The 20,361-nt window shown below is 64.6% G+C and carries 20 protein-coding genes; 13 read left to right on the top strand and 7 right to left on the bottom strand.

Features of this window, described 5'->3' with window-relative positions:
* Nucleotides 1-2 precede the first annotated feature (2 nt).
* The 6 genes from trpB to O1Y97_RS03575 all read right to left on the bottom strand — a co-directional run bounded on the left by trpB (nt 3) and on the right by O1Y97_RS03575 (nt 5,438).
* Nucleotides 3-1,223 carry a tryptophan synthase subunit beta gene (gene trpB, locus O1Y97_RS03600; protein WP_108606121.1) on the bottom strand — a complete coding sequence of 407 codons (1,221 nt, stop codon included), beginning with the start codon at nt 1,221-1,223 and terminating at the stop codon, nt 3-5.
* Nucleotides 1,224-1,252: 29 nt separating this feature from the next.
* Nucleotides 1,253-1,912: a phosphoribosylanthranilate isomerase gene (locus tag O1Y97_RS03595; protein ID WP_318763118.1), complete on the bottom strand. Its 660-nt coding sequence runs from the start codon at nt 1,910-1,912 to the stop codon at nt 1,253-1,255.
* Nucleotides 1,913-2,108: 196 nt separating this feature from the next.
* The gene (locus O1Y97_RS03590) at nt 2,109-2,867 is read right to left on the bottom strand and encodes a M48 family metallopeptidase (RefSeq protein WP_318763117.1); all 759 of its coding nucleotides are present in this window, start codon (nt 2,865-2,867) and stop codon (nt 2,109-2,111) included.
* A gap of 92 nt (nt 2,868-2,959) precedes the next feature.
* The gene (locus O1Y97_RS03585) at nt 2,960-3,400 is read right to left on the bottom strand and encodes a DUF2852 domain-containing protein (protein WP_108606118.1); all 441 of its coding nucleotides are present in this window, start codon (nt 3,398-3,400) and stop codon (nt 2,960-2,962) included.
* 117 nt (nt 3,401-3,517) lie between these two features.
* Nucleotides 3,518-4,660: a benzoate/H(+) symporter BenE family transporter gene (locus tag O1Y97_RS03580; protein ID WP_108606117.1), complete on the bottom strand. Its 1,143-nt coding sequence runs from the start codon at nt 4,658-4,660 to the stop codon at nt 3,518-3,520.
* Between the two features lie 4 nt (nt 4,661-4,664).
* Nucleotides 4,665-5,438, bottom strand: coding sequence for an alpha/beta hydrolase (locus O1Y97_RS03575; protein ID WP_318763116.1), 774 nt, complete (start codon nt 5,436-5,438; stop codon nt 4,665-4,667).
* 200 nt (nt 5,439-5,638) lie between these two features.
* On the opposite strand from O1Y97_RS03575, the gene infC reads away from it, so the two are divergent.
* The 11 genes from infC to O1Y97_RS03520 all read left to right on the top strand — a co-directional run bounded on the left by infC (nt 5,639) and on the right by O1Y97_RS03520 (nt 15,084).
* Nucleotides 5,639-6,175 (top strand): translation initiation factor IF-3, encoded by a 537-nt coding sequence (gene infC, locus O1Y97_RS03570; RefSeq protein ID WP_082496743.1) that lies wholly within the window; start codon nt 5,639-5,641, stop codon nt 6,173-6,175.
* 203 nt (nt 6,176-6,378) lie between these two features.
* Nucleotides 6,379-7,005 (top strand): methyltransferase family protein, encoded by a 627-nt coding sequence (locus O1Y97_RS03565; protein ID WP_108606115.1) that lies wholly within the window; start codon nt 6,379-6,381, stop codon nt 7,003-7,005.
* Between the two features lie 210 nt (nt 7,006-7,215).
* The gene (rpmI, locus tag O1Y97_RS03560) at nt 7,216-7,419 is read left to right on the top strand and encodes a 50S ribosomal protein L35 (RefSeq protein WP_055981974.1); all 204 of its coding nucleotides are present in this window, start codon (nt 7,216-7,218) and stop codon (nt 7,417-7,419) included.
* A gap of 37 nt (nt 7,420-7,456) precedes the next feature.
* A complete protein-coding gene (rplT, locus tag O1Y97_RS03555; protein WP_055981977.1) occupies nt 7,457-7,858 on the top strand; it encodes a 50S ribosomal protein L20 in 402 nt (133 codons plus the stop codon).
* 114 nt (nt 7,859-7,972) lie between these two features.
* The gene (gene pheS / locus O1Y97_RS03550) at nt 7,973-9,058 is read left to right on the top strand and encodes a phenylalanine--tRNA ligase subunit alpha (RefSeq protein WP_108606113.1); all 1,086 of its coding nucleotides are present in this window, start codon (nt 7,973-7,975) and stop codon (nt 9,056-9,058) included.
* Nucleotides 9,055-9,486 carry an ASCH domain-containing protein gene (locus O1Y97_RS03545; RefSeq protein ID WP_318763115.1) on the top strand — a complete coding sequence of 144 codons (432 nt, stop codon included), beginning with the start codon at nt 9,055-9,057 and terminating at the stop codon, nt 9,484-9,486. The genes pheS and O1Y97_RS03545 overlap by 4 nt, the downstream gene beginning before the upstream one ends.
* Nucleotides 9,483-11,888 (top strand): phenylalanine--tRNA ligase subunit beta, encoded by a 2,406-nt coding sequence (gene pheT, locus O1Y97_RS03540; RefSeq protein ID WP_318763114.1) that lies wholly within the window; start codon nt 9,483-9,485, stop codon nt 11,886-11,888. Before O1Y97_RS03545 ends, pheT begins: the two co-directional genes overlap by 4 nt.
* Before the next feature lie 97 nt (nt 11,889-11,985).
* A complete protein-coding gene (locus O1Y97_RS03535; RefSeq protein ID WP_318763113.1) occupies nt 11,986-12,564 on the top strand; it encodes a cytochrome b in 579 nt (192 codons plus the stop codon).
* Nucleotides 12,565-12,633: 69 nt separating this feature from the next.
* Nucleotides 12,634-13,212 (top strand): YceI family protein, encoded by a 579-nt coding sequence (locus tag O1Y97_RS03530; protein ID WP_108609619.1) that lies wholly within the window; start codon nt 12,634-12,636, stop codon nt 13,210-13,212.
* Nucleotides 13,213-13,308: 96 nt separating this feature from the next.
* Nucleotides 13,309-14,295: a Gfo/Idh/MocA family protein gene (locus tag O1Y97_RS03525; RefSeq protein ID WP_318763112.1), complete on the top strand. Its 987-nt coding sequence runs from the start codon at nt 13,309-13,311 to the stop codon at nt 14,293-14,295.
* A 90-nt stretch (nt 14,296-14,385) separates the two neighbouring features.
* A complete protein-coding gene (locus tag O1Y97_RS03520) occupies nt 14,386-15,084 on the top strand; it encodes a spermidine synthase (protein WP_318763111.1) in 699 nt (232 codons plus the stop codon).
* Nucleotides 15,085-15,749: 665 nt separating this feature from the next.
* Here O1Y97_RS03520 and O1Y97_RS03515 read toward each other — a convergent pair.
* Nucleotides 15,750-16,862, bottom strand: coding sequence for a zinc metalloprotease HtpX (locus O1Y97_RS03515; RefSeq protein WP_318763110.1), 1,113 nt, complete (start codon nt 16,860-16,862; stop codon nt 15,750-15,752).
* Between the two features lie 215 nt (nt 16,863-17,077).
* Between O1Y97_RS03515 and dnaK the strand changes: the two genes are divergently transcribed.
* Both dnaK and dnaJ read left to right on the top strand, forming a co-directional pair.
* The gene (dnaK, locus tag O1Y97_RS03510) at nt 17,078-18,994 is read left to right on the top strand and encodes a molecular chaperone DnaK (protein ID WP_108606106.1); all 1,917 of its coding nucleotides are present in this window, start codon (nt 17,078-17,080) and stop codon (nt 18,992-18,994) included.
* 191 nt (nt 18,995-19,185) lie between these two features.
* The gene (gene dnaJ / locus O1Y97_RS03505; RefSeq protein WP_108606105.1) at nt 19,186-20,319 is read left to right on the top strand and encodes a molecular chaperone DnaJ; all 1,134 of its coding nucleotides are present in this window, start codon (nt 19,186-19,188) and stop codon (nt 20,317-20,319) included.
* Nucleotides 20,320-20,361 lie beyond the last annotated feature (42 nt).

The following is a 20,361-nucleotide window of genomic DNA, read 5'->3' as shown; positions in this document are numbered from 1 at the left end:
GATCAGATCTCCATGCCCAGCATTTGTGCGACCGTATGCACGTCCTTGTCGCCGCGGCCTGACAGGTTGACGATCATCACCTTGTCCTTGCCCATGGTCGGCGCGACCTTGACGGCATGCGCGATGGCATGGGCCGATTCCAGCGCCGGGATGATGCCTTCCACCTTGGTGGTGAGCTGGAACGCGTCCAGCGCCTCGTCGTCGAGGATCGGCACGTATTCGACGCGGCCGGTGTCGCGTAGCCAGCTATGTTCGGGGCCGACGCCGGGGTAGTCGAGGCCTGCCGAGATCGAATGACCGTCGAGGATCTGGCCGTCGGCGTTCTGCAACAGATAGGTGCGGTTGCCGTGCAGCACGCCGGGGCTGCCGGCATTCATCGAGGCACAGTGCTCGATGCCGTCGAGCCCGCGGCCGCCGGCTTCGATGCCGACGATCTTGACGCTGCGGTCGTCAAGGAAGGGGTGGAACAGGCCAATCGCATTCGAGCCGCCGCCGACGGCGGCCACGATCACGTCGGGCAGGCGTCCCTCCTGCTCGAGGATCTGGGTGCGCGCCTCGGTGCCGATCACCGACTGGAAGTCGCGGACCAGTTCCGGATAGGGGTGCGGGCCGGCGGCCGTGCCGATCAGGTAATAGGTGTCGTGCACGTTGGTGACCCAGTCGCGCAGCGCCTCGTTCATGGCGTCCTTGAGCGTGCCGTGCCCGGCGTTGACGGGCCGAACCTCGGCACCGAGCAGCTTCATCCGGAAGACGTTGGGCTTCTGCCGCTCGACGTCGGTGGCGCCCATGTAGACAAAGCATGGGAAGCCGAAGCGTGCAGCGACCGTCGCCGATGCGACGCCATGCTGGCCGGCGCCGGTTTCGGCGATGATGCGGGTCTTGCCCATGCGCTTGGCAAGCAGGATCTGGCCGAGGCAATTGTTGATCTTGTGCGAGCCGGTGTGGTTGAGGTCTTCGCGCTTGAAGTAGATCTTCGCGCCGCCCAAATGCCGGGTCAGGCCTTCGGCATAATAGAGCTTGGAGGGCCGCCCGGCATAATGGGTCGACAGGTCGTTCAGCTCCGCCTTGAAGGCCGGATCGTTCTTGGCCTCGTCCCAGTGACGCTGCAGTTCGAGGATCAGCGGCATCAGCGTTTCGGCAACGAACCGTCCGCCGAAAATGCCGAACATGCCCTGCTCGTCGGGTCCGGTACGGAAAGAATTGGGCTCAGTCGGCTTGTTCACGGCCGATCTCCTTGCGGCTGGAGGCTCGATCAGGCGGCGCTGCGGTCGCTAGCTGCCCGGACGGCCCTGAAGAAATTCTCGATAAGCGCCGCATCCTTGACGCCCGGTGCGCTTTCCACGCCCGAGGAAATGTCGATGCCGGGCGGGTTTGCGAGCTTGATGGCGTCGCCGACGTTGACGGCGTTCAGCCCACCCGAAAGCATGTAATCGACGGAGGCGTCAAGGCCCGCGAGCAGCCGCCAGTCGAACGAGACGCCGTTGCCGCCGGGCAATTCGGAGCCGGCGGGCGGCTTGGCGTCGAAAAGCAGGCGGTCGGCGACACCGGCATAAGGTGCGATCGCCTCGAAATCGGCTGCCTCGCGAATGGAGAACGCCTTCATCACGGGCAGGCCGTAGCGCGCCTTGACCTCGGCCACCCGCGCCGGACTTTCCTTGCCGTGCAGCTGGATCATGTCGGGCGCCATGGCGGCGACGATCTCGTCGAGGAAGGTATCGTCGGCATCGACGGTCACGGCGACCGCCTTGGCTTTGCCGCGCGCTGCCTGTCGCAACCGTCCGGCATCGTCTGGTGACACGTTGCGCGGGCTCTTGGCGAAGAAGATGAAGCCGACATGGCTCGCGCCATTGTCGAGCGCAGTTGCCAGCGCCTCATCGGTCTTGAGGCCGCAGATTTTGATGTCGAAAGCCATGGCTGGGGAGTGGCACGAAAAGGCGGCGAAGTCGAGGAAAAGAGCGAATGCCTTACCCTCCCCCTTGTGGGGAGGATCGGACCGCAGGTCCGGGGTGGGGGTAGCGAGGCGTACGGCCGGTTATAAGCAAGTCGTCCTTTGACCCCCACCCCGCCGCTTCGCGTCGACCCTCCCCACAAGGGGGAGGGTAAGCCGCTCATTCGAACTGTATCGCCTGCAGCGCCCCGCCATTGCGCTTGAGCCAGGCCTTGCAGCGCTCGGTGTCGGGGCAAAGCTCTTCGCACAGCTTCCAGAATTTCGGGCCGTGGTTCATTTCGCGCAGATGCGCCACCTCGTGGGCGACGAGGTAGTTGATCACCGGCGCCGGCGCCATCATGATCCGCCATGAGAACGACAGGGTTCCGTCCGAGGTGCACGAGCCCCAGCGGCTCGACGTATCGCGGAAGCGGATCGCCTTGGCGCGGCGGCCGGCGGCCTCGCCATGCTTCGCCACCATCGCCTCGATGTCGCGCTTGGCTTCGCGCTTGAGGAAGTCTGCGACGCGTCGCGCCAGATGCGTGCGGTCGCCATGAACGACAAGCGTCGGTCCGCTTTCGTCCTGCGACTGGCGCACCGTTCCGCGCGTTCCGCCCTCGTGGACGATCAGATGCGGGGTGCCGCGGATCGGGATCTTGATGCCCGGGCGCACCTGCGGCCTGTCAGGCACCTTGGCGAGGCGCTGTTCCAGCCAGCCCTGGTGGCGGTCGAGAAACCGGTCGACCTCGCCCTGGCGCAGGCCGGGCGGCACGGTGATGCGCAGGCCGCGGCCGCCGGCGTCGATGCGCAGCGTCAGCCGCCGCGCCCGGTCGTTCTCGACGATCCTGAGCGGCAGCGTGCGGCCCGCGACGACGTGATCCCGCTCCTGGACGGGAGCAGGCGCTGGCTTTGTCAGCTTGCGGAAGAAGCCAAAGGACATGGGGCGAGACTAGATGATTCGAGGGAAATCGGAGCAAAAGAAAACGGCGCCGCATGCACGGCGCCGTTGGCGTTCATCGCGTGGGTGCGGCCTCAGTCGTCAAGCAGGCCTGACTTGCCGCCCTTCTTGGGCGTGACCGTGGGCGCCGTCGGCTTGTTGCGGTTGGCCATGAAGCGGTCGAAGTCGTCCTGGTCCTTGGCCCGGCGCAGTTCGCGGGCATAGGTGTCGAACTCGTCGCGCATCTCGTCCAGCTTGCGGCGCTCTTCGTTGAGGCGCTCGAGTTCCTTCTCGCGCCAGTCGTCGAAGGCGACGTTGCCGGTCTGGGCGCTGGCCCGGTAGGAAGCCCGGCGGCAGCCGGCGAAGACGCCGTCGGTCGCACGGTTTACATCGCGCTTGAAACCGTCAAGCCGGTCGCCCCAGATGATGTAGGCAAGCATGGCGAGGCCGAGCGGCCAGAACACCATGAAGCCGATCACCATCAATGCGATGGTCGCCGGCGTCCAGGCCGGACGGATCAGTGCAGTCGTGTTCATCTGTCTCCCGTTCCTTCTATCGGTGGCAGCCAGGTCGGCTGCTTGGAATCGAGATGGGAAGACAAAAATGGCGATTCAAGACGGTGACGGGCAAAACCGGACAAGGCCTTGCGAATCCTAGCCCTTTTTCAGGTTTTCCAGCACCAGAACGACCAATCCGGCAACCAGCCCCCAGAAAGCCGAGCCGACACCGAGCAGCGTCAGCCCCGAGGCGGTGACGACGAAAGCCGTCGTCGCGGCCATGCGATGGTGCTCGTCCTTGAGCGCGATCGCCAGCGCATTGGCCAGCGAGGCCATCAGCGCCAGCCCCGCCACCAGCACGATCAGGCTCGGCGGCAGCACCGCGAAGATCGCCACCAGCGAGGCGCCGAAGGCGGCGAAGACGACATAGGCCAGCGCATAGTACGGTCCCGTCTTCCAGCGCTCCTTCATGTCGGGATGCACGTCCGGGCCGGTGCATATCGCCGCCGAGATTGCCGCGAGATTGGTGGTCGAGGCGCCGAACGGCGCAGACAGCACCGAGAACAGCCCGGTCACCCCGATCAGCGGGCCGGGCTCGGGGTGGTAGCCGGCGGCGCGCAGCACGGCGAGGCCGGAAAGATTCTGCGAAGCCATGGTGACGAGGTAGAGCGGCACGGCCAGGCCGATGATGGCGGTGGCGGTGAACTCGGGCGCGATTAGCGTCAGGGTCGACAGTTCAGGTGCCGGCAGCCCGCCGACGCGGCCGGTGAGGAACGCCGCCAACCCGCCGCCGACCAGCACCACCAGAACCGACAGCGCCGGATTGTAGAGCCTGATCAGGAAAAACGCGGCAATCAGCGGCAGGATCAGCCATGGGTCGGACGGCACTGTCTTTGCCGCATTGATGGCGAAGGTCACGACGATGCCGGCCAGCATGGCAGAAGCAACTGAGGCCGGGATGCGCGAGATCAGCTGCGTCAGCGGCTTGATCAGTCCGGTCAGCACCAGAAGCACGCCGGTGACGAGAAAGGCGCCGACCGCCTCGCCGATGGTGAAGCCGCTGCTCGCCGCGATCAGTGCCGCACCCGGCGTCGACCAGGCGGTGATGACAGGCATCTTCGTCCGCCACGACAGCCATGCGGTCTCCAGCGCCATGGCAAGGCAGATGGCGGTCACCCAACTCGCCGTCTGCACCTGCGTCGCGCCGACGGCGTCGGCGGCGGCGATGATGATCGCCAGCGTGCCGCCGAAGCCGACGATGGCCGCAACGAAGGCCGAGATCGGGATCGAGATGCGCATGCGCTCAGCCCACCCGGCTAATCATTTCGCTGACCGCGCGGGTCAACAGATCGAGGTCTTCGGGCCGTGACAGCCGGTGGTCGCCGTTGGGCACCAGCGACAGCGTCGCATCGTCGGCGGGCAGAAGACTCATAAGCTTCAGCGCGTGGCTGTGTGGCACGTCGGGATCGGCAAGGCCCTGAATGATGTGGACGGGGCAATGGGTGTGGATCGGTCCGGTCATGACCAGGTTTTGGCGGCCGTCCTCGATCAGGGCGCGGGTATAGATGTAGGGCTCCGGCGAATACTCCGACGGCTCCTCGAAATAGCCCTTCTCGGCGAGGTCTTTCCGCTGCGCCTCGGTCAGCGCCGGTTCGACCAGCTCTGCGGTGAAGTCGGGCGCCGGTGCCAGAAGCACGAGGCCGGCGACGCGGTCGCCCTCGCCTGCCTTGTTGAGTTCGTCGTTCATCCTGAGCGCAATCCAGGCGCCCATCGACGAGCCGACCAGCATCTGCGGCCCCTTGGTGAACTTTCGAAAGACGGCGAGGCTCTCGGCTAGCCATCTCGAGATCGTGCCGTCGGCAAAGGCGCCGCCGCTTTCGCCGTGGCCGGAATAGTCGTGGCGCAGGAAGGCGCGCCCCTCGCCCGCGGCCCAGGTGGCCAGCGTCTCCGCCTTGGTTCCCAGCATGTCCGATTTGTAGCCGCCAAGCCAGACAACGCCGGGTGCTGCGCCGTCCTGATACCTTACGGCGATGCGGGTGTTGTCGACCTCGATGAAGTCCGGTGTGCTGGCAGTCATGTCAAATCCCCTCGGCACGGACTTGTGGCACAGCCGGCCCGGTGCGGAAAGTGCCGCAAGAATCGTTCTTTTGGGGCAGTTCGCATGTGCGGAAGCAGGTGATTTGTTGCGAGTGCTGTGTTATTGACTTCGCCCGCGCGCTCCCCACATTGGCGCGTCCGCAAACATGACAACGTCAATGGCTCGAGGAGACAACGACCATTCGCAGACCTTTTAAAGCAGCCGCACCCACCAAGGACGGCCCGCGCGCTAACCGTGACATCCGGGTTCCCCGGGTCCAGCTGATCGACGTCGACGGTTCCAACCGTGGCGATGTTTCCATCAACGACGCACTCCTGGCCGCCGAAGAGGCAGGCCTCGATCTCGTAGAAATTTCCCCCAACGCCCAGCCGCCCGTCGTCAAGATTCTTGACCTCGGCAAGCTGAAATACGCCAACCAGAAGAAGGCGGCCGAGGCGCGCAAGAACCAGAAGGTCATCGAGATCAAAGAGATCAAGATGCGCCCGAACATCGACGACCACGACTACGAGACCAAGATGAAGGCGGTTCGCCGCTTCTTCGAGGAAGGCGACAAGGTCAAGCTGACGCTCAGGTTCCGTGGCCGCGAGATGGCGCATATGGAACTCGGCATGCAGCTCCTCAACAAGGTCCGTGAGGAAACTGCCGCCATCGCCAAGGTCGAGGCCGAGCCCAAGCTCGAAGGCCGCCAGATGATGATGGTGCTCGCGCCGCGCTGACGCCTGGTGCGAGAGCCGCCCAAAAATCGACACAGATTTTCGGGGTTCTCGGCGCGACTGACACTGCCGGAGCGTTTCTGCGCGTCCGAAAGGACGCGCAGCGCTCCGCGGGTTCCGGCAGCCCTGCCGGAACGAGGCCATTTCTCCTGCAAGGCGCCGAGCGACAAACTCGCCACAAGCGAGCGGCTGGCGAGTGGAAAGCAATGAGCGAGCCGGAATACAAGGGCCTGGGCAGCTACCAGCACAGGCGCCGCATCGTGCTTGCCGCGTTGATCGTGGCGCTGTTCGCGGCGTTGCTGTTCGGCCAGTCCTCCTTCCCGCCCGACACGACGATCCATGAAGTCGTCGAAATGGCCGGCATCCTGATGATCTTCCTCGGCATCGTCGGCAGGCTCTGGTGCACGCTCTACATCGGGGGGCGCAAGTCGGGCGAGATCGTTACCGGCGGACCTTATTCGATGACCCGCAATCCGCTCTATGTCTTCTCGACGCTGGCTGCCGCCGGCGTCGGCGCGCAGATGGGCTCGATCGTCGTCAGCATTGGCTTTGCGCTCATGTGTGCCCTTGCCTTCCACGTCGTCATCCTGCGCGAGGAAAAGCACCTCGGACACCTCTTCGGCCCCGAATACGCCGCCTATGTCGCCCGGGTTCCGCGTTTCGTTCCCGACATCTCCCTATACAAGGAGGGCGACACCGGCCGCTTCAAGCCGAAGCTGTTGCTGAACACGTTACTCGACGGTCTCGTCTTTTTGGTGGCCCTTCCTGTGTTCGAGCTGATCGACCACGCCCAGGTCACCGGCGCTCTGCCGGTGCTGTTCCGCCTCCCCTGAGGCCGCGGATTCATTGCTCTTGCGCCCCTTTCAGGGTGTTGCACTGCGCCAAACTTCCGCGTATATAGCCGCGTCCCAGAACCGCCCGGCAGGGCATGCCGTGGCGGTTTCATTTGCTTTTCGGGCTTTGGTCGGCCTGAAAACAACAACATGAAGGGATTTCGACAGCGCTTTCGGGTGCAACGGGATCCTGAAGAACGGAGTAGCAAAATGCCCAAGATGAAGACCAAATCCGCTGCCAAGAAGCGGTTCAAGATCACCGCGACCGGCAAGGTCCTGGCGGCTGCCGCCGGCAAGCGCCATGGCATGATCAAGCGTTCCAACAAGTTCATTCGCGATGCCCGTGGCACGATGGTTCTGGCTGAACCGGACGGCAAGAAGGTCATCAAGAATTTTCTGCCGAACGGCCTCTGAGCACTCGGCCTGGATAGCGTTTTAAGGAGATCATGACATGGCACGTGTAAAAAGGGGCGTAACCGCCCACGCCAAGCACAAGAAGGTTCTGCAGGCTGCCAAGGGCTTCTACGGCCGCCGCAAGAACACCATCCGCATTGCCAAGCAGGCGGTGGAAAAGTCGAAGCAGTATGCTTACCGCGACCGCAAGAACCGCAAGCGCAACTTCCGCGCCCTGTGGGTCCAGCGCATCAACGCCGCGGTTCGCGAGCACGGCCTGACCTACGGCCGCTTCATCGACGGCCTGAACAAGGCCAACATCGAGATCGATCGCAAGATCCTCTCCGACATGGCCATCCATGAGCCGCAGGCATTCGCCGCGCTCGTGGCCAAGGCCAAGGTTGCTCTTGAGTACCTCAAGAACACCACCCCGAATGCTTTTGAAAGCGCTGTTGCTTAACCAGCGCCTTCCCAAGCATCACTGACTTGATTTGGGAAACCCGCGCTGGCACGGCTGGCGCGGGTTTTTCTTTGCAGCAACGAAGGGCCGCTAGGGCCGCAACGGAACTGGACCATGAGCGATCTTGAAACTCTCGAACAGTCGCTGCTGAGCGACATCGCTTCCGCCGCCGACGAGCAGGCGATCGAGGCGGTGCGCGTCGCAGCCCTCGGCAAGAAGGGCTCGGTCTCGGAGATGCTGAAGACCCTCGGCGCGATGAGCGCCGAAGAGCGCCAGACCAAGGGCCCGGCGATCAACGGCCTCAAGAACCGCGTCACCGATGCGCTGTCCGCCCGCAAGACCGAACTGCGCGACGTTGCCATCAATGCACGCCTGATCGCCGAAAAGGTCGACGTCACCTTGCCGGTGCGCCAGTCGCCAGCCGAGCGCGGCCGTATCCACCCGATCAGCCAGGTCATCGACGAGATCGCTGCGATCTTCGGCGATCTCGGCTTCGCCATCGCCGAAGGTCCCGATGTCGAGACCGACCACTACAATTTCACCGCGCTGAACTTCCCCGAGGGGCATCCGGCGCGCGAGATGCACGACACCTTCTTCTTTCCGCCCGACCAGAATGGCGAGCGCAAGCTTCTGCGCACCCACACCTCGCCGGTGCAGATCCGCACCATGGAGACGCAGAAGCCGCCGATCCGCATCGTCATACCGGGCAAGACCTATCGCCAGGATTCGGACGCCACCCACTCGCCGATGTTCCATCAGGTCGAGGGCCTGGTGATCGACAAGACCGCCAACATTGCCAACATGAAGTGGGTGCTGGAGGAGTTCTGCAAGGCGTTCTTCGAGGTGCCCAGCGTCAAGATGCGCTTCCGCCCGTCCTTCTTCCCGTTCACCGAGCCGAGCCTCGAGGTCGACATCCAGTGCGACCGCTCGCGTCCCGGCGAAGTGCGCTTTGGCGAAGGCAATGACTGGATGGAGATCCTCGGCTGCGGCATGGTCCATCCGAACGTGCTGCGCCATGGCGGCCTTGATCCCGACGAATACCAGGGCTTCGCCTGGGGCATGGGCATCGATCGCATCGCCATGCTGAAATACGGCATGCCCGACCTGCGCGCCTTCTTCGACGCCGATGTCCGCTGGCTCCAGCACTACGGCTTCCGCCCGCTCGACATGCCGACCTTGTTCGGTGGCCTGAGCGCATGATCGACGCCGCCGACCGATATGCCGGTGCGGTGACCTTCGCTTTCGGCGATAGTCCCGAACTGGCTGACGAGTTGCTGGCGCTGGTGTTGTCGGGCCGCAAGACCGCGACCTGCGGTGCCTTGCGCGATTTTGGTGGCGCCGAGCCGGTGCCCGAGGTCGGCCGCCGCGATGTCGTGCTCGATGGCCAGGGCCGCCGCGCTGCGGTCATCGAGACGATATCGGTCGAGCACAAGCGCTTCGACGAGGTCGATGCCGCCTTTGCCGCCGCGGAAGGCGAGGGCGACCTGTCCTACGACTATTGGCGAGAGGCCCACGAGGCCTATTTCGCCCGCAATGGCGGTTATGCGCCTGACATGATTTTGGTTTGTGAGCGGTTCCGCCTGGTGGAAGTGCTCGACCGCAACGACACGAAACGAGTGAACCCATGAAATTCACCCTCTCCTGGCTCAAGGATCATCTCGACACCGACGCCACGCTTGACCAGATCGTCGAGCGGCTGACCTCGATCGGCCTCGAAGTCGAATCCGTCGACGACAAGGCGGCGCTCAAGCCCTTCGTCATCGCCAAGGTGCTGACGGCCGAGCGTCATCCTGACGCCGACAAGCTGCAAGTGCTGAGCGTCGACACCGGCGACGGCAAGCCGGTGCAGGTCGTCTGCGGCGCGCCCAATGCGCGCGCCGGCCTGGTCGGTGCCTTCGCCGCTCCGGGTGCCTACGTTCCCGGCATCGACGTCACGCTGTCGGTCGGCAAAATCCGCGGTGTCGAAAGCCACGGCATGATGTGCTCCGAGCGCGAGCTGCAGCTGTCGGACGAGCACAACGGCATCATCGACCTGCCGGCCGATGCGCCTGTCGGCACATCTTTTGCGTCCTATGCTCATCTCGACGACCCGATGATCGAGATCAACCTGACGCCCAACCGCCCCGACGCCACCAGCGTCCACGGCATTGCGCGCGATCTCGCGGCGTCCGGCCTCGGCACGCTCAAGGGCGGCGATGTCGCGCCGGTCGCAGGCGAAGGCGAATGCCCGGTCAAGGTGACGATCGAGGCGCCCGAGCTCTGCCCCGGCTTCGCGCTGCGCCTTGTGCGCGGCGTCAAGAACGGCCCCTCGCCCAAGTGGATGCAGCAGCGCCTGCTCGCCATCGGCCTCCGCCCCATCAACGCGCTGGTCGACATCACCAACTACGTCACCTTCGACCGCGGCCGCCCGCTGCACGTCTTCGACGCCAGGAAGGTCGCCGGCAATCTGGTCGTCCGCCGTGGCCGCGAGGGCGACAAGGTCATGGCGCTCGACGGCCGCGAATATGCCCCGACCACCGAGATGTGTGTCATCGCTGACGACAACGGCGTCGAGGCGATTGCCGGTATCATGGGCGGCGAGCATTCCGGCTGCGATGAGAACACCACCGACGTGCTGATCGAATCGGCGCTTTGGGACCCGATCACCACGGCCCGCACCGGCCGCACGCTCGGCATCATCACCGATGCGCGCTACCGCTTCGAGCGTGGCGTCGACCCCGAATTCATGGTTCCCGGCGTCGAGCTGGCGACGAAGCTGGTGCTGGAGCTCTGCGGCGGCCAGCCGACGAAGACCGATGTTGTCGGCTATGCCGGCCACAAGGCCAAGGTCGTTTCCTTGCCGCTCTCGGAGATCAAGCGCCTGACCGGCATCGAGGTGCCGAAAGCCGAAAGCCTCGATATCCTCACCCGCCTCGGCTTCGGCGTGAACGGCAGCAGCGACGTCGTCGATGTCACCGTGCCGTCCTGGCGCCCCGATGTCGACGGCAAGGCCGACCTCGTCGAAGAGGTCATGCGCATCCACGGCGTCGACAACATCGCGCCGCAGCCGCTGGGCGCCCATGACGCCGTCAACGGCAAGATCCTGACCACGCTGCAGATACGCACCCGCTCGGCGCGGCGCGCGCTCGCCGTGCGCGGCATGATGGAGGCCGTCACCTGGTCGTTCATCCCGGCGAAGCACGCCGAGCTGTTTGGCGGTGGCCAGCAAAGCCTCAAGCTGTCGAACCCGATTGCAGCCGACATGTCCGACATGCGGCCTTCGCTGCTGCCGGGCCTGATCGCTGCCGCCCAGCGTAATGCCGACCGCGGTCTGGGCGACGTCGCCCTGTTCGAGGTCTCCGGCACCTATGAAAACGACACCGCCGAAGGCCAGCGCCGCGTCGCTGCCGGCGTCCGCCGCGGCACCGCCAAGCTCGAAGGCTCGGGCCGTAGCTGGTCGGGCAATGCGGGCAATGTCGGCGTGTTCGACGCCAAGGCCGATGCCATCGCCGCGCTCGAAGCCTGCGGCGCGCCCGTCGACCGGCTGCAGATCGAAACCGGCGCGCCTGAGTGGTACCACCCTGGCCGTTCCGGCGTCATCAAGCTCGGCCCCAAGGTCGTGCTCGGCACCTTCGGCGAGTTCCATCCGAGGACGCTCGAAGGCCTCGACGTGTCGGGCCCGCTCTGCGGCTTCGAGGTCTACGTCGACGCCGTGCCCGAACCGAAGGCCAAGCCGACCAAGACCAAGCCGAGGCTCGATCTGTCGGCCTTCCAGGCGGTCAAGCGCGACTTCGCCTTTGTCGTCGACAAGGCCGTCGAGGCCGGCACCCTGACCCGCGCGGCACTCGCTGCCGACAAGAAGCTGATCACTGCTGTGTCGGTGTTCGACATCTTCGAAGGCGCGTCGCTCGGCGAAGGCAAGAAGTCGGTCGCCATCGAGGTGTCGATCCAGCCGGTCGAAAAGACGCTGACCGACCAGGATTTCGAGGCGCTCGCAGCCAGGATCGTCGAGAACGTCAAGAAGCAGACCGGCGGCGCGCTCCGCAGCTGACCTCCGGGTAGCCAAATACGAACAAAAGGCCGGGCCTCGCGCCCGGCCTTTCTCGTTGCCGGGAAACATTCGCCCCTCCCGCACGTTGAAGCCAGCGATGCTGCGCAACACGACAACCCGCTACGGCTGGGCCGCCATCATCCTTCATTGGCTGATCGGGCTGATCTTCATCGGCCAGTTCGCGCTGGGCTGGACGATGGTCCGCATCGCCAGCCAGCGCACCGCCTTCGAGCTGATCCAGCTGCACAAATCCTTCGGCTTCCTGCTGCTCGGGCTGGTGTTGATCCGCATCGGCTGGCGGCTCGCCAATCTGAGTCCGGAACTGCCCGAAGAGGTCGGGCCGCTGGAGCGCGCCGCGGCGCCTGCCGTCCATCTCCTGCTCTATGCGGCGCAGCTTGTGGTGCCGTTGTCGGGTTGGGTGCTGGTTTCCGTCTCGGTGCTCGAAATCCCATCCGTTCCGTTCAATCTCTTCGTCATGCCGCATCTGCCGCTCGGCGTCTCCGAGCAGGCCGAGGACTTCTGGATCTTCGGTCACAAATGGCTTGCCTATGCCGCCATCGCATTGGTCGTGTTGCATATTCTCGCGGCGTTCAGGCATCATTTCTGGCTGCGCGATGTCGTGTTGGTCAGGATGATTTCGCCCTTTATCGCAAGACGGGCGCGAAAGCCGGAATAGCAGCCTAGGCCGATTCGTTGGTCTCGGTGCGCGGCTCATATGGGCCGTGCCCTCAGGGAGTATGGTGACATGTCTTTGCGTGTTCTTGGCGTAGCAGCCCTCGTTGCCTTCGGCCTGGTCGACAGCACCGCCTCGGCGGTGGCGCTGTCGGATGCCGCCGGCCGGTATGCCATTTCCAACAACGGTTCGAGCATCCGCTTTGCCATCGGCAAGATCGGCGGCGGCGGGCTGAACGGCGCCTTTGGCCAGTTCAAGGGCACGATCCGCATCGATGGCGGCGATATCGGCCGTTCGCGCGTCGACCTGACCATCTTCCCCGACAGCGTCGGCACCGGCCAGGGCCGCATCGATGCCTTCCTGAAGTCGGACGCTGTCTTCGACGTCGCCAATTCGCGCCAGATCACCTTCCGCTCGACGTCGGTGCAGCGCACCGGCGACAATTCGGCCGTCATCACCGGACAACTGACGGCGCGCGGCCACACCTTCTCCGAAAAGTTCGCCGTCGAGCTGCAGGGCATGAAGGGTGGGCAGATCCGCTTTCATGTCAGCGGCAAGGTGTTCCGGTCGCGCTACCAGATGGATGTCGGCACGCCGATCTATTCCAACATCGTCGCCTTCGACATGGAGTTCAGCGGCCGCCGCGGCTGAGCGCCGCCGCCTGAAACCTCTGGCATTTCGCTGCTGCTTCCGCCAAGCTCGGCCACGCGGCCGGGCTGGCGCGCAGTCCATTTCGGGAGAGGTCAGATGTTTCGCTGGGGCGTACTTTCGACAGCCAAGATCGGCCGCGAGCAGCTGCTGCCGGCGATCGCCGATTCCACCAACGGCGTGGTCGCTGCGATCGCCAGCCGCGATGTCGCCAGGGCCCGCGCGCTGGCCGACCGTTTCGGCGCACCCCATGCCTTCGGCTCCTATGACGAGCTGCTCGCTTCGGACGCAGTCGACGGCGTCTACATTCCGCTGCCGACCTCTCAGCATCTCGAATGGGCGGCGAAGGCCGCCGAGGCCGGCAAGCATGTGCTGGTCGAAAAGCCGCTGGCGCTGAACGCGGCCGACATCGCGCCGCTGATCGAGATCCGCAACCGCAACAAGGTCATCGTCTCCGAAGCCTTCATGGTCACCTACCATCCGCAATGGCTCAAGGTGCGCGACCTGATCGCGTCGGGCGCCATCGGCAAGCTCAGGCATGTCCAGGGCGCGTTTTCCTATTTCAACGTCGACCCCAACAACATGCGCAACCAGCTCGACCTTGGCGGCGGCGCCTTGCCCGACATCGGGGTCTATCCGACCGTGTCGACGCGGTTTTCGACCGGCAAGGAGCCGCTGCGCGTCCAGGCCAGCATCGAGCGCGACCCGAAATTCGGTACCGATATCTATTCCAGCGTACGCGCCGACTTCGGCGGGTTCGAGCTGTCCTTCTACCTCTCGACCCAGCTCGCCAACCGCCAGCTGATGGTCTTCCATGGCGACAAGGGCTTCATCGAGGTGCGCTCGCCCTTCAATGCCGGGCTTTACGAGCAGGAGCGCGTCGAGCTGCACAATGCCGGCCACAATGAAACGACGGTGTTCCATTTCTCCGGCGCCAAGCAGTACCGGCTGGAGGTCGAGGCCTTCGTGCGCGCAGCACAAGGCGGTTCCGACCATGTCTTTTCGCTGGAGGAGTCGGTGCTCAACCAGAAGGTCATCGACGCCATCTTCCGCGCCGGCGAGCATGACGGCTGGGAGGCTGTGTAGTCACCGGATCCGGCATGCTTGGCGAGATGTGACCAAGGGCAGGCCGTGTGCTAGGGAGCACGGCATGACCTGTTCGACGAGCTTTTGGCGATGATTCCCTGGACCGTACTCGATACCGCGAAGATTCCCGGTGGTGGCGAACTGCGCCTCAAGCAGCGCGGCACCGAGTTCTCGATCATGCTCGGCAGCAACGAGCTGATGAACAGCCGCCTGAGTGGCTCCGAGGAAGCGCTGGCGAAACTGGCCTGCGACCGCATCGGCGGCCGTTCGAAGCCGACGATCCTGATCGGCGGGCTCGGCATGGGCTTCACCCTGCGCGCCGCGCTCGCCTTGCTCGGCAGGGACGCCCGCATCGTCGTCGCCGAACTGGTGCCCGAGGTGATCGCCTGGGCGCGCGGGCCGATGGCCGAGGTATTCGGCGGCTGCCTCGACGACCCGCGCGTCGAGATCCTGGAGGGCGATGTCGGTCGCCTGATCCGCGATGGCGCCGGTGCGTATGATGCCATCCTGCTCGATGTCGACAACGGCCCCGAAGGCCTGTCGCGCGACGCCAATGACAGCCTCTACAACTATGCCGGCCTGCATGCGGCGAAGACCGCGCTGAAGCCGGGCGGCGTGCTGACGGTCTGGTCGCAAGGGCCGGACAAGTCGTTTTCGCGGCGCTTGCATGAGAGCGGTTTCGTCGTCGACGAGGTCAAGGTTCGGGCCAGCACCAGGGGCGGCGGGGCCCGCCATGTCGTCTGGGTCGCCGCCAGTGGCGGAGTGCCCAAGGCGAAGGGCCGGAGGTAGGGCTTCCCTTCTCCCTTGTGGGAGAAGGTGCCCCGAAGGGGCGGATGAGGGGGTGCTGGACGGAGTGCCACACTTCCGAACCTCCCGACGACATCCATTTCTCCACCCTCTCACTCCTTCCAACACCCCTCATCCGACCTCGCTGCGCTCGGCCACCTTCTCCCACAAGGGGAGAAGGCAAGTGCTCGCCTTGCCACGCCCCGTTGCCGGTCTGGCCATTGTCATCCTTCGACAAGCTCAGGATGAGGTAGTTCGGGAAGCGGGGCGCGAGGCCGTGCCTTCCGATAGTAATTATGTGGCGCGACGTTCGCGCCCCGCCCGGTTGCTTGCCCCGCTCAGTCGCCTCGGCTTTCACCGCCAGCCGCCGCAAGGCCCGGACTTGGGGGCTCATCACCCAGCAGGAGATCCGACCTCCTGCCAGCCCGGCACCGGCGCTTCCCCCCGCTGCCCGGTGCGCACCGGGGTCCCGTGGAAGATCGCGAGGAGAATGATACGGGCGGTGGAGAGGGGTGTGGAAAAGCGGGAGCGGCTATCCACGCGGGTTGCTGACAGATGGTGACAGCCAATCGCGACTGAGGAGATGTTGCAAGACTTCCCGCGTGGCGATTAATGTTCAAAAAACGCAAAAACGGTGGAAATTCTCTCCCCTGCCTCCGGCACCAAAATCACCACCACACCCCGCCTCGCGTCACCCGGATGCGCGGGCGCCCGCCATCGGGCGGGTTGATCGATATGTCGCTGGCCGGCCGGGTGTCGTCGGCGAAGTCGGTATTGGCGGCGTTGATGAAGCCGCGGGCGCCATGCGGCAGGTAGGTGCCGGGATGCGCACGGATCTTCGGGATCATCGAGGGCCGTGGCGCGCGCGGCAGGTCCGGTGCGCCGGCGACGGTAAGTTCATCGGCGACCTCCGCCCTCTTCAGCGCCCGCAGCCGGGCGACGCGGTCGGCGGTCAGTGGGTGGCTGCGCAGAACCGAAGGGTCGGGAATGCGGCCGCTGGGCAGGATGATGTTTTCCCACAGCTTGCCTTGCGCGCGTTCGAGCTTGGTCAGCGCCGAGGCCAGCCCATCGGGATCGCCGGTCAAAACCGCGGCGCCAAGGTCGGCATCGAATTCGCGGGTGCGCGACAGCGCCATCTGCAGCAGGCCGCCGACGGTGGGGGCTGCCAGCAGCACCAGCACCGCCAGCCACGGAACCTGGGCGCGGAAACCGCCGGCAAAGCCGAACAGGTTGAAGAACAGCGAAAACAGGCCGACCGTCGACATGAACGAGGTGAAGCGCGACACCATGTCGGCAAAGGCCATCACCTTCACGTCTTCATGGGCGATGTGGCTGATCTCATGGGCCAGGACGCCGGCCAGCTCGCGCGGGGTGAGGTTGCGGGCGAGCGCGTCGGTGACGGCGATGGCCGCATCGTCGCGGCGGCCGACGGCAAACGCGTTCATCATCTTGGACGGGATGACGTAGAGCTTGGGGACTGCCGGTAGCTCGGCCCGTCGGGCGAGCTCTTCGACGATGCGGAAGCCGGCGGGAAAGTCGGCGGCGCCGACCTGACGCGCCTTGTACATCGACAGCACCATCTGCGGGCTGATGCGCCGCACCGCCCACATCGAGACGGCACCGAAGATCAGCGCATAAAGCAGGCCGGTGCTGCCGGCGAAGGCCCATGCCGTGATGCCGAGCAGCAGCAGGCTGCCGGCCCCGAGCAGCCAGGTTTGCAGCATATTCAGCGTGCGGTTGCGCCGATGCTCGAATAGGTTGATGGAATGCGGTTCGCTCATACCCCAAATATGAGCTTGCCACAGGCTTTTGCCGAGTCCCGGCGCATGAAATTTGCAGAACGCTTGCGCTGCCAGAAGCCTGTTCTTATATACGCCGCAACACCGCTTCGGCCCGGAAAACCGGTATCCGGAGCGGCATTCTGAGTGAACAGGGGCTTTCGTCGGAACGCCTTTATGGGTCCAGAGAGCCTGCTTAGCGGAGAGAAGACTTTAAAATGGCAAAAGTTATCGGCATCGACCTGGGAACGACCAATTCCTGCGTCGCCGTCATGGACGGCAAGGACGCGAAAGTCATCGAGAACGCGGAAGGCGCGCGCACGACCCCTTCCATCGTCGCCTTCAGCGGTGACGGCGAGCGTCTCGTCGGCCAGCCGGCGAAGCGCCAGGCGGTCACCAATCCTGAAAACACCGTCTTTGCGGTCAAGCGCCTGATCGGCCGCCGCTATGACGATCCGGTCACTGCGAAGGACAAGAAGCTTGTCCCCTACGAGATCGTCAATGGCGACAATGGCGACGCCTGGGTCGAGGCCGGCGGCAAGAAGCAGTCGCCCAGCCAGATCTCGGCAATGATCCTGCAGAAGATGAAGGAAACGGCGGAAGCCTATCTCGGCGAGAAGGTCGAAAAGGCCGTCATCACCGTTCCGGCCTATTTCAACGACGCCCAGCGCCAGGCCACCAAGGACGCCGGCAAGATCGCCGGCCTCGAAGTGCTGCGCATCATCAACGAGCCGACCGCAGCAGCGCTGGCCTATGGTCTCGACAAGACCGAAGGCAAGACCATTGCGGTCTATGACCTTGGCGGCGGCACCTTCGATATCTCGGTTCTCGAAATCGGCGACGGCGTGTTCGAGGTCAAGTCGACCAACGGCGACACCTTCCTCGGTGGCGAAGACTTCGACATGCGCCTGGTCGAGTACCTGGCGGCCGAGTTCAAGAAGGAACAGGGCATCGACCTGAAGAACGACAAGCTGGCCCTGCAGCGCCTCAAGGAAGCTGCTGAAAAGGCCAAGATCGAGCTGTCGTCGACGACCCAGACCGAAATCAACCTGCCCTTCATCACCGCTGACGCGACCGGTCCCAAGCACCTGACGCTGAAGCTGTCGCGCGCCAAGTTCGAGCAGCTGGTCGACGACCTCGTCCAGCGCACGATCGAGCCGTGCAAGGCTGCGCTCAAGGATGCCGGCCTCAAGGCTGGCGAGATCGACGAAGTGGTCCTGGTCGGCGGCATGACCCGCATGCCCAAGATCCAGGAGATCGTGAAGCAGTTCTTCGGCAAGGAGCCGCACAAGGGCGTCAACCCCGATGAGGTGGTTGCTCTTGGTGCCGCCATCCAGGCCGGCGTGCTGCAGGGCGACGTCAAGGACGTGCTGCTGCTCGACGTGACCCCGCTGTCGCTCGGCATCGAGACGCTGGGTGGCGTGTTCACCCGCCTGATCGAGCGCAACACCACGATCCCGACCAAGAAGAGCCAGGTCTTCTCGACGGCTGAGGATTCTCAGTCGGCGGTGACCATCCGCGTCTTCCAGGGCGAGCGTGAAATGGCGCAGGACAACAAGATGCTCGGCCAGTTCGACCTCGTTGGCATTCCGCCCGCACCGCGCGGCGTGCCGCAGATCGAAGTGACCTTCGACATCGACGCCAACGGCATCGTCAACGTCTCGGCCAAGGACAAGGGCACCGGCAAGGAACACCAGATCCGCATCCAGGCATCTGGCGGCCTGTCGGACGCCGACATCGACAAGATGGTCAAGGACGCCGAGGTGAATGCCGACGCCGACAAGAAGCGCCGTGCGCTGGTCGAGGCACGCAACCAGGCCGAAAGCCTGCTGAACAGCAGCGAAAAGTCGCTCAAGGACTATGGCGACAAGGTCACCGAGGCCGACCGCACCGCGATTTCCGATGCGATCACGGCCCTCAGGACCGCCACCGAAAGCGACGACGTCGAGGCGATCAATGCCAAGTCGCAGACGCTTGCCGAAGCTTCGATGAAGCTCGGCCAGGCGATGTACGAGGCGTCGCAGAAGGAAGCGGCTGAATCCGATGCCGCGGCTGACGCGGCCAAGGACAGCGACGTCGTCGACGCCGATTTCGAGGAAATCGACGACAACGACGACAAGAAGAAGTCGGCTTAAGTGCCCATTTCGAGGCTCTGACAAGAAAGCCCGGCGGTTTGGCCGGGCTTTTTTGCAACCTGAAGCGAAAAAGTGCGGCGAAAGCCGCTCAAACTCTGGCATCGCGGCCTCAGGCTCACTAAATCGAAGCCTGTCGCCAGAACACCGGCAAACAATGCCACAAGACATTGGGCAACCGGCAGCGGGAAGATATGAAAGCTGATTTCTACGAAACGCTGGGCGTCCAGAAGGGCGCTGACGAGAAGGAGCTGAAGTCGGCCTTCCGCAAGCTCGCCATGCAGTTCCATCCCGACCGCAATCCCGGCGACGATGCCTGCGAGCACAAGTTCAAGGAAATCAACGAAGCCTACGAGACGCTGAAGGACCCGCAGAAGCGCGCCGCCTATGATCGCTTCGGCCACGCCGCCTTCGAGAATGGCGGCATGGGCAATGGCGGCGGTGGCGGTTTCGGTTCGGGCGGCTTTGCCGACATCTTCGAGGACATCTTCGGCGACATGATGGGCGGCGGCCGGCGTCGCTCCTCAAACGGTCGCGAGCGCGGCGCCGACCTGCGCTACAACATGGAGATCACGCTCGAGGAGGCCTTTGCCGGCAAGACTGCGCAAATCCGCGTGCCGACGTCGATCCTGTGCACCGAATGCGCCGGCTCGGGCGCCAAGCCGGGCACCCAGCCGGTAACCTGCTCGATGTGCGCCGGCCATGGCAAGGTGCGCGCCAGCCAGGGCTTCTTCTCGATCGAACGCACCTGCCCGCAGTGCCAGGGCCGCGGCCAGACCATCAAGGACCCGTGCGGCAAGTGCGCCGGCCAGGGCCGCGTCACCGAAGAGCGTTCGCTGTCGGTCAATATTCCCTCGGGCATCGAGGACGGCACCCGAATCCGTCTTGCCAATGAGGGCGAAGCCGGCCTGCGCGGCGGCCCGTCGGGCGACCTCTACATCTTCCTGTCGGTCAAGCCGCATGAGTTCTTCCAGCGCGACGGCGCCGACCTCTATTGCAAGGTGCCGATCTCGATGACCACGGCCGCCCTGGGCGGCTCGTTCGAGGTGGCGACGCTCGACGGCACCCAGACGCGGGTGAAGGTGCCTGAAGGCACCCAGAACGGCCGCCAGTTCCGGCTCAAGGGCAAGGGCATGCCGATTTTGCGCCAGCCGCAGATCGGCGATCTCTACATCCAGACAGCGGTCGAGACACCGCAGAGCCTGACGCGGCGCCAGCGCGAACTGCTCGAAGAATTCGAAAAGCTGTCCTCGACCGAGAATTCGCCGCAATCGAGCGGCTTCTTCTCGCGCATGAAGGACTTTTTCGAGTCCTTCGGGGACAAGTGAGAATTGTTTCTGCCGTAACGTAAATTGAGCCAGCTTTCCGCT

The organism is Aminobacter niigataensis (assembly GCF_946995915.1).
In the GTDB taxonomy this organism is placed as follows: domain Bacteria; phylum Pseudomonadota; class Alphaproteobacteria; order Rhizobiales; family Rhizobiaceae; genus Aminobacter; species Aminobacter niigataensis.
The sequence above is the reverse complement of the archived record's forward strand: the minus strand, read 5'-3'. Positions and strand labels throughout refer to the sequence as shown.

Coding starts and splice junctions, on each gene's coding strand:
- O1Y97_RS03580 (WP_108606117.1), bottom strand. CDS start 4,660: ATGCGCATCTCGATCCCGATCTCGGCCTTCGTTGCGGCCATCGTCGGC.
- O1Y97_RS03535 (WP_318763113.1), top strand. CDS start 11,986: ATGCTGCGCAACACGACAACCCGCTACGGCTGGGCCGCCATCATCCTT.
- dnaJ (WP_108606105.1), top strand. CDS start 19,186: ATGAAAGCTGATTTCTACGAAACGCTGGGCGTCCAGAAGGGCGCTGAC.
- O1Y97_RS03515 (WP_318763110.1), bottom strand. CDS start 16,862: ATGAGCGAACCGCATTCCATCAACCTATTCGAGCATCGGCGCAACCGC.
- pheS (WP_108606113.1), top strand. CDS start 7,973: ATGAGCGATCTTGAAACTCTCGAACAGTCGCTGCTGAGCGACATCGCT.
- rpmI (WP_055981974.1), top strand. CDS start 7,216: ATGCCCAAGATGAAGACCAAATCCGCTGCCAAGAAGCGGTTCAAGATC.
- O1Y97_RS03530 (WP_108609619.1), top strand. CDS start 12,634: ATGTCTTTGCGTGTTCTTGGCGTAGCAGCCCTCGTTGCCTTCGGCCTG.
- O1Y97_RS03595 (WP_318763118.1), bottom strand. CDS start 1,912: ATGGCTTTCGACATCAAAATCTGCGGCCTCAAGACCGATGAGGCGCTG.
- dnaK (WP_108606106.1), top strand. CDS start 17,078: ATGGCAAAAGTTATCGGCATCGACCTGGGAACGACCAATTCCTGCGTC.
- O1Y97_RS03585 (WP_108606118.1), bottom strand. CDS start 3,400: ATGAACACGACTGCACTGATCCGTCCGGCCTGGACGCCGGCGACCATC.
- O1Y97_RS03525 (WP_318763112.1), top strand. CDS start 13,309: ATGTTTCGCTGGGGCGTACTTTCGACAGCCAAGATCGGCCGCGAGCAG.
- O1Y97_RS03575 (WP_318763116.1), bottom strand. CDS start 5,438: ATGACTGCCAGCACACCGGACTTCATCGAGGTCGACAACACCCGCATC.
- pheT (WP_318763114.1), top strand. CDS start 9,483: ATGAAATTCACCCTCTCCTGGCTCAAGGATCATCTCGACACCGACGCC.
- O1Y97_RS03565 (WP_108606115.1), top strand. CDS start 6,379: ATGAGCGAGCCGGAATACAAGGGCCTGGGCAGCTACCAGCACAGGCGC.
- O1Y97_RS03590 (WP_318763117.1), bottom strand. CDS start 2,867: ATGTCCTTTGGCTTCTTCCGCAAGCTGACAAAGCCAGCGCCTGCTCCC.
- O1Y97_RS03545 (WP_318763115.1), top strand. CDS start 9,055: ATGATCGACGCCGCCGACCGATATGCCGGTGCGGTGACCTTCGCTTTC.
- rplT (WP_055981977.1), top strand. CDS start 7,457: ATGGCACGTGTAAAAAGGGGCGTAACCGCCCACGCCAAGCACAAGAAG.
- O1Y97_RS03520 (WP_318763111.1), top strand. CDS start 14,386: ATGATTCCCTGGACCGTACTCGATACCGCGAAGATTCCCGGTGGTGGC.